Here is a 2,830-nt window from a genome sequence, read left to right on the forward strand (position 1 = left end):
CAGCGCTTAATTGTTTAGCTATGCTTATCTCTCGCATGCCCTTAAGCGACGTCAGTACGCTGCTGCAAGCGATTCAGTTGAAATTGACAGATAATGATTGGAAAGTAAGACAAGCGGCGCTCAAGTGTTTAGCCGTGTTTATCCCTTATGTGTCACCCAGTGAAGTTAGCGTGCTGCTTCAAGTCGTTCAATTAAAACTAGCCGATAGCGATAGCGACGTACGAAAAGCGGCACGCAATTGTTTAGCCCTATTAATCCCTCACCTGCCACCCAGTAAAGTTAGCGTGTTACTTCAAGCAGTTCAGTTAAAACTGGCTGACAAAGATAAGATGATACGAGAAGCGGCGCTCAGTTGTTTATCTCTATTTATCCTCCACCTGTCACCCAATGAGATCAGTGTGTTACTCCAAGTGGTTCAATTGAAATTGGTGGATAATGAATGTAATGTACGAGAAGCAGCGCTCAAGTTTTTAACCCTGCTTATCTCCCATGTGTCACCCAGTGAGGTGAATGTACTGTTTGAAGCTGTTCAGTTGAAACTGGCGGATAATCATTGGGATGTACGAGAAGCGGCACGCGATTGTTTAGTCGCGCTTATCCCCTACCTACTACCCACTGATATTAGTGTGTTACTTCAAGCTTTACAGTTGAAATTAGTGAATAATAATTGGGTTATAAGACAGGCGGCGCTCAAGTGCTTAGCCCTTCTTGTTCCCTGTGTGTCAGCCAATGAGTTTAGTGTGCTGCTGCAAGCAATTCAATTGCAACTAGCAGATAATAACTTTGCTATCCAAAAAGCGGCGCTCAAGTGTTTAGCCCTTCTTATCCCCCGCGTGACATCAAGCGAGGTAAGGCAATTGCTCCCAGTGATTAAGGAAAAATTGACAAATACCGAGACAACTATTCATGAAGCTGCTGGCTTATGTTTAATTACATTGGTTTCTAAGCTAACGCAGGCTGATCAAAATAAATTTATAAGAGAGGATGGTACTTCTTTAATGAGTGACCATCCCAAACTATTTTATCAATTGATTAATGCTTTAATCAGCCAAGCTGAGAAAAAGAACGAGGATTTGCTGCAAATTTTGCAACTGGCATCAGAAACTGACCCAGTTCTACAAATCTTTGCAACAAATTATAAGGTGTTATTAAACGAGCAATTACCTTCTAATAACCTACAGCCTAACTTTTAAGTNATAAGCAACAATCGTTTCTAGCGACGATTGGCTTACTAGACAAGCAAGAGCAAGTGGCGGTTGATTATCAACAACGATTAGTCATGGATTTATTAAATTCGCAAACACATTCAACACTAACCACTATAGCTTTATCAAAGCCTCATCATCATCGCCTCATAAACACTTTGTTGCGGCTTATAAAAAATCCTTTATTTGAATTAACAAATAAGTTAGCGGTAATACAACTACTAGGTAAATTAAAGGGTCAAGAATTTGTGTTAATGGATGCCGCCTTGGATGAGATTGAGTCTAAATTAAAGAGCCAACATAGTGAGGAAATTTATCAGGCGTTTACATTATTAACTATCTTGATTCCTTATCTTAACGCAAATACCAATTTTGATAGGCTGCTTCAAGCCGTTCAGTTAAAACTGGCGGATAATAAGGAGAAAATACGAGAAGCCGCGCTCAAGTGTTTGACCTTGCTTGTTCCCTATTTGTCACCCAGTGAGGTGAATCGACTGTTTCAATCTGTTCAATTAAAATTGGCAAATAATGACAGGGATGTAAGACAGGTGGGGCTCAAGTATATAGGCGTGCTTATCCCCAGCTTGCCACCCAGTGAAGTTATTGAGTTGCTTCAAGCCGTTCGACTGAAATTGGCAGATAAGGATAGAGTTATACGAGAAGCAGCGCTCGGTTGTTTACCCCTACTTGTTCCCTACATGCCACTCAGTGAGAGCAATCCGTTACTTCAAAAAGCGCAGTTGGAATTACTGGATAATGACAATAATGTAAGAGAAGCAGCGCTTAATTGTTTAGCTATGCTTATCTCTCGCATGCCCTTAAGCGACGTCAGTACGCTGCTGCAAGCGATTCAGTTGAAATTGACAGATAATAATTGGAAAGTACGACAAGCGGCGCTCAAGTGTTTAGCCATGCTTATTCCTTATGTGTCACCCAGCGAAGTTAGCGTGCTGCTTCAAGCCGTTCAATTAAAACTAACCGATAGTGATAGGGACGTACGAGAAGCGGCGCGCAATTGTTTAACCCTATTAATCCCTCACATACCACCCAGTGAAGTCAGCGTGTTACTTCAAGCCGTTCAGTTAAAACTGGCTGACAAGGATAGGATGATACGTGAAGCAGCGCTTAATTGTTTATCTCTATTTATCCTCCACCTGTCACCCAATGAGATCAGTGTGTTACTCCAAGTGGTTCAATTGAAATTGGTGGATAATGAATGTAATGTACGAGAAGCAGCGCTCAAGTTTTTAACCCTGCTTATCTCCCATGTGTCACCCAGTGAGGTGAATGTACTGTTTGAAGCTGTTCAGTTGAAACTGGCGGATAATCATTGGGATGTACGAGAAGCGGCACGCGATTGTTTAGTCGCGCTTATCCCCTACCTACTACCCACTGATATTAGTGTGTTACTTCAAGCTTTACAGTTGAAATTAGTGAATAATAATTGGGTTATAAGACAGGCGGCGCTCACGTGCTTAGCCCTTCTTGCTCCCTGTGTGTCAGCCAATGAGGTTAGTGTGCTGCTGCAGGCCGTTCAGTCGAAACTGGCGGATAATCATTGGAATGTACGAGAAGCGGCACGCGATTGTTTAGCCGTGCTTATCCCCTACTTACCACTAGGTGAA

Annotated in this window: 2 protein-coding genes; both read left to right on the forward strand. The window is 42.2% G+C overall.

Annotated elements, in window-relative coordinates:
- Positions 1 to 1,193 (forward strand): hypothetical protein (locus E1P04_RS17795; RefSeq protein ID WP_165482849.1); only part of this gene is annotated, 1,193 nt, incomplete at its 5' end.
- Between the two features lie 56 nt (positions 1,194 to 1,249).
- Positions 1,250 to 2,830, forward strand: a 1,581-nt coding sequence (locus E1P04_RS17315) for a HEAT repeat domain-containing protein (protein ID WP_131784105.1), incomplete at its 3' end; no start/stop codon positions are given.

The sequence above is a fragment of the Legionella gresilensis genome (assembly GCF_900639865.1).
GTDB lineage: Bacteria > Pseudomonadota > Gammaproteobacteria > Legionellales > Legionellaceae > Legionella_C > Legionella_C gresilensis.